4 protein-coding genes are annotated in these 5305 nt (G+C 66.2%); 2 read left to right on the forward strand and 2 right to left on the reverse strand.

Translation table 11 applies throughout. The features are described 5' to 3' along the window. Positions 1-223: 223 nt before the first annotated feature. Positions 224-1426 carry an MFS transporter gene (locus tag VFJ08_RS08770; RefSeq protein WP_324996819.1) on the forward strand — a complete coding sequence of 401 codons (1203 nt, stop codon included), beginning with the start codon at positions 224-226 and terminating at the stop codon, positions 1424-1426. Here the strand turns inward: VFJ08_RS08770 and VFJ08_RS08775 are convergent. Further along, a complete protein-coding gene (locus tag VFJ08_RS08775) occupies positions 1402-3222 on the reverse strand; it encodes an ABC transporter ATP-binding protein/permease (protein WP_324996820.1) in 1821 nt (606 codons plus the stop codon). The genes VFJ08_RS08770 and VFJ08_RS08775 overlap by 25 nt on opposite strands. A 34-nt stretch (positions 3223-3256) precedes the next feature. Beyond that, complete coding sequence (locus VFJ08_RS08780) at positions 3257-3808, reverse strand: lipocalin family protein (protein WP_324996821.1); 552 nt, start codon at positions 3806-3808, stop codon at positions 3257-3259. Positions 3809-3951: 143 nt separating this feature from the next. Here VFJ08_RS08780 and VFJ08_RS08785 point away from each other — a divergent pair, with 143 nt between their 5' ends. After that, complete coding sequence (locus tag VFJ08_RS08785; protein ID WP_324996822.1) at positions 3952-5154, forward strand: NAD(P)/FAD-dependent oxidoreductase; 1203 nt, start codon at positions 3952-3954, stop codon at positions 5152-5154. Positions 5155-5305 lie beyond the last annotated feature (151 nt).

The following is a 5305-nucleotide window of genomic DNA, read 5'->3' on the forward strand; positions in this document are numbered from 1 at the left end:
CGCGCGTGGCCGCCATGCTTTCGGCGATGCACCTGTCATTGGCCGAACTGCAGAGCGCCTTGTTCGATGCCCGGAACAACGGTTATCCGGCCGCGATCCGGCACTTCATCGACCAGCATCCGGACCAAATCGCGCAGTGGGTGGCGGCCGGGGAGTCGGATTAGCGCGTCTAGCAGGCTCCGCCTGCTAGCCTAGTCGTTTGACCCCCGACTTTCGTCTAGCGATGACTTTGTCGTCTCCCGCGGCCACCGCCGTTTTCATCGGCCTTGCGGCAACCTTTGCCATCAATATGATGGGCACCACGCTGCCGACGCCGCTTTACCCGATTTATCAGCATGAGCTGGGTTTCTCCGAGCTCATGATCACGGTGATTTTCGCGGCGTACGCAGTAGGTGTGATCGCCGCGCTGATCATTACCGGCAGCTGGTCCGATCAGATCGGCCGGCGGCCCATGTTGGCCCTGGGCCTGCTGTTTTCCGCGGCCAGCGCGGCTGCCTTCATATGCGGCGGCGCGCTCTTGCCGTTGCTCATCGGCCGGCTGCTGTCGGGATTCTCGGCCGGGATCTTCACCGGCACGGCGACGGTATCGGTGGTGGAGATGGCGCCGCGCCGCTGGCGCGACCAGGCCACGTTGGTGGCGACCGCGGCCAATATGGGCGGACTCGGGCTCGGACCGTTCGTGGCCGGGGTTCTCGCCGAATACGCGCCGGCGCCGCTGTTGCTGTGTTTCGTGGTCGATCTGCTGCTGATCGCGGTTGCGGCGGCCGTGCTCTGGCTGGCGCCGGAAACCGCGCGCCGCCCCGATCGCCCGCGGTTGACGATCCGCAAGCCCGGCGTGCCGCCCGAGGTGCGCGGCGTGTTCATCCCGGCGGCCATCGCCGGGTTCGCCGGCTTTGCGGTGATGGGGCTGTTTACGGCGGTCGCGCCCGCGTTTCTCGGCAAGGTGCTCGGCTACGGCAATCATGCGCTGACCGGCAGCGTGGTGTTCGTGCCGTTCATCGCCTCGATCGTCGGCCAGGCGTTCCAGTCGCGCCTGCCGCGTGCCGCGCGGCTGCCGCTCGGCTGTCTCGGGCTGATCGTCGGCATGGGCTTTCTGATCGCGGCGATCGAATTGGGCTCGCTCGCGCTCATGATCGTGGCCGGCGCGACCGCGGGCGCGGGGCAGGGCGCGTCGTTCCGCGCCGGAATGGGCGAAATCACCGCAGCCAGCCCGGCCGCGCGCCGGGCCGAGGTGGCCTCGACCTTTTTCGTGGTCGCCTATATCGCGATCTCGATCCCGGTGGTGGGGCTGGGGCTGATCGCGCGCGGCTTCGGCTTGAGCATTGCCGGCGTCGTGTTCGCCTCGGCGGTGGCCGTATTGTCGCTGATCTCGGCGGTCAGCCTGCTGATTCGTCAGCGCCGTTACGGCGAAATCGCGGCGTCTTGACTACGATCGTTGTCTTCATCGTACTGCTGGAGCCGCCACATGCGCGCATAGACGCCGCCGGCGGCAAGCAGTTCGGTATGCCGGCCCTGTTCGACCACGCGGCCGGCATCGAGCACCACGATATGGTCGGCATCGACCACCGTGGACAGACGATGAGCGACGACCAGCGTGGTGTGATCGGTGGCCAGATCGGCCAGCGCTTTGGTGATCGCCCGTTCAGCCTGGCTGTCCAGCGACGACGTGGCCTCGTCGAAGATCAGGATCGCCGGATTCTTGAGCATCGCGCGGGCGATGGCGATGCGCTGTTTCTCGCCACCGGAGAGCTTGAGCCCGCGCTCGCCGACCACGGTCCGAAGCCCGTCGGGCAGGCGGGCAATGAATCCGTCGAGGTGCGCCAGGCGCGCGGCGCGCTCGACCGAGGCCGAATCCGTGCGTTCGGGCGCGCCGTAGGCGATGTTGTATTCGATCGTGTCGTTGAACAGCACCGTGTCCTGCGGCACCACGCCGATCGCCGCGCGCAGGGAATCCAGCGTCAGATCGCGGATGTCGGTGCCATCGATACGAATCGCCCCGGCGTCGACATCGTAAAACCGGAACAACAGCCGGGCCAGCGTCGACTTGCCGGCGCCGCTGTGGCCGACCACCGCCACCTTGGCGCCGGGTGCGGCAACGAGATCGACCCCGTGCAGAATCTTGCGATCCGCGGTATAGCCGAAATGCACGTCGTCGAACACGATGCCGGGCCGGGGCGAATCCAGTGGCCGCGCGTGTTCGGCGTCGGTGACGGCGGGCGCGATATCGGTGAGGGCGAACATCCGCGCGCTATCGGCCATGGCCTTCTTCAGTTCGCGGTAGACGAACCCCAGCGCCGACAAAGGCAGGAACAGCTGCAGCATATAGGCGTTGATCATGGTCAGATCGCCCAGCGTCATGGCCCCGGCCACCACGCGCCGGCCGGCCAGAATCATCATCGCGGTCATGGCCAGCGCGATCACCAGCGCCTGCAGAATGTTGAGCACGCCTAGCGAGCGGCGGGCCCGGGCCATGGCGTCGGCCCAGCGAGAGAGTTCGGCGTTGTAACGATCGGCCTCGAACGACTCGTTGCCGAAATACTTGACCGTTTCGTAGTTGAGCAGGCTGTCCACGGCCCGGGTGTTGGCCGCCGCGTCCAGGCGATTGGATTCGCGTACATGGCGGGTGCGCCATTCGGTCAGGGCCGCGGTTACGGCCACATAGACCACCACGCTCGCGAGCACGATGAGCGTGAACCAGATCGAGTAGTAATAGAACAGGATCGCCGCGACCAGCCCGATCTCGAACGCCGTCGGCAGGATGTTGAACAGCATGAAGCGCAGCAGGAAACGGATGCCGCCCAGCCCGCGTTCGATATCGCGCGATAGGCCGCCGGTGCGCCGCGACAGATGAAAATTCAGATCGAGCGCATGCAGATGGTTGAATACCGCCAACGCGACCTGATGCATCGTGCGCTCGGTCACGCGGCCGAACACCAAGTCGCGGATCTGCCCGAACAGGGTCGAGGCCAACCGCAGCGCGCCGTAGGCCAGCAGCAGGCCCAGCGGCAGCACGATGGCGGCGCTGTGTTCGGAACGATCCAGGCTGTCGACGATATGCTTGAGCGCGATCGGCAACAGCACCGAAGCCCCCTTGGCCGCCACCAGAAACGCCATCGCCAGCGCCACCCGCGGCGTGTGCGCCCGCAGGTAGGGGGTCAGCGCGATCAGGCGCCGCCATTCCGCCCGGCGTATCTCGCGGGTATCCGCCCGGCGCCGGCTCAAGCTATGCCGCGCCAATGGTAAAAAGCGCGTCGGCTCATAGATCGTCGCGTTCGGCCAACGGTTGTTGCGGTACTTTACGCAGCTTCTCCGTGTCGTAGCCGAGATCCGCCACCCGTTGCACCAGCGCCTGATAATGTTCGTCGCTGATTTGCGGCGTGCGCGCCATGATCCAGACGTAATCGCGCGCCTCGCGGGCCACGATCGTGCTGTCGTAATCCGGGCTGACGTAGGAAATCACGAACTGCAGGCGCAGCACCCAATAGAAATGCATCGCCCAGACCGCGTTGCCGGTATCGTCGATCACGCTGCCGGTCGGCGTCATCGTATGCTTTTCGCCGTCGAAGCCGCCCTCGCGATAGGTGAACTCGACGTCGATCCGGTTGCCTTCGCCGCGCGTATAGCGCTCGATGGCGTTATACGCGTGCTTAGTCTTGGCCGGCGGAATATTCGCGATCACGTACCAGGTACCCATGTAGCGGTCCAGATCGACGTTGTGTTCGCGCGGAAAATCGGGGCTCGGCACGACGCTGCAGGCCGATAACGACATCAGGGCGCACAACGGGCCGAGAAAACGAAGACGGGCCATGACGAACTCCTGTAGACCGGCGACCGCGCCGCCGGCGTAATGTTTTCGGCTGGCTACGCAGCCGAAGCGGAACCGGATGCCGGATCAGTTCCGGATGCTTAAATATTGTATGCGACAATCTCCGCCGGCTGACGGATGACCGCATGACGCAGGCAATCGATACCGAGGTGATCGTGCTCGGCGGCGGCGCGGCGGGGCTGATGTGCGCCGCGGTGGCCGGCGCGCGCGGCCGGCGCGTGCAGGTGCTGGAAAAGACGCGCCGCGTGGGCAAGAAGATACTGATGTCGGGCGGCGGGCGCTGTAATTTCACCAATCTGTACAGCGAACCCGACAATTTCCTGTCGGCCAACCCGCACTACTGCAAATCGGCGTTGGCGCGCTACACCCCGGCCGATTTCATCGGCTTGGTCGAGGCCCACGGTATCGCCTATCACGAAAAAGAGCGCGGCCAATTGTTCTGCGACGGTTCGTCCAAGCAGATCGTGCGTTTGCTGCTCGACGAATGCGAGCGTGCGGGCGTGGCCGTACATACCGAAATCGATATCCGGCATGTCGAACGCGAGGCCGGCGACCGTTTCCGGGTCGAGACCGGCGCCGGCGTCTGGCGCGGCGAGGCGGTTGTGATCGCCACCGGCGGCCTATCGATTCCGAAAATGGGCGCCTCCGGGTTCGGCTTCGATCTGGCGCGGCGGTACGGGCTGGGCGTGCGCGAGCCGCGCCCCGCGCTGGTGCCGTTCACGCTGGCCGCGCGCGAGCGCACGCCGTTCGTCGAGCTGTCCGGGCTGGGCCTGGAGGTCGAGGCGCGCTGCAACGGGATGAGTTTCGATGCCGGCATGCTGTTTACGCATCGCGGTTTGAGCGGCCCGGCCATGCTGCAGGTGTCGTCCTACTGGCGGGCGGGCGACGCGGTCGGCGTGGATTTTCTCCCCGGTGTGGATGCCCGGGGCTGGCTGCGCGAGCGGCGTGCGCAGCGCCCGAATGCGCGCTTGTCGAGCGTGCTGGCCGAGCGGCTACCGAAGCGCCTCGCGGTTTGTTTATGCCGCGATGCCGGCGCCGCGCGCCTGGGCGATCCTCGCCTGAAAACGTTATCGGACGACGAACTGGGTGCGCTCGGCGCCGGATTGGCCGATTGGCGGTTCGTACCCGAGGACACCGAAGGCTATCGCACCGCCGAAGTCACCATCGGCGGGGTGGACACCGAGGGCCTGTCATCCTCGACGATGGCGGCGCGCGACGTGCCGGGGCTGTATTTCATCGGCGAAGTGGTCGACGTGACCGGGCACCTCGGCGGGCACAATTTCCAATGGGCCTGGGCCTCCGCCAACGCCGCCGGTCAGGTAGTCTAGGCGTCACCTTCAAGACCGTGCCCTGCTACATGACGTACCGACTGGCTCCCCGTGTCGCTCTGCCCCTGATCGTGGCTCTGGCCGGCTGCGCCACCCATGCCCCGGCCGCCGACCGGAGCAGCACGGGGACGGCAAATTCGCCAACCGCGAA

Origin of the sequence: Salinisphaera sp. (assembly GCF_035690525.1) — a bacterium.
Taxonomy (GTDB): domain Bacteria; phylum Pseudomonadota; class Gammaproteobacteria; order Nevskiales; family Salinisphaeraceae; genus Salinisphaera.

Coding starts and splice junctions, on each gene's coding strand:
- VFJ08_RS08780 (WP_324996821.1), bottom strand. CDS start 3,808: ATGGCCCGTCTTCGTTTTCTCGGCCCGTTGTGCGCCCTGATGTCGTTA.
- VFJ08_RS08785 (WP_324996822.1), top strand. CDS start 3,952: ATGACGCAGGCAATCGATACCGAGGTGATCGTGCTCGGCGGCGGCGCG.
- VFJ08_RS08770 (WP_324996819.1), top strand. CDS start 224: ATGACTTTGTCGTCTCCCGCGGCCACCGCCGTTTTCATCGGCCTTGCG.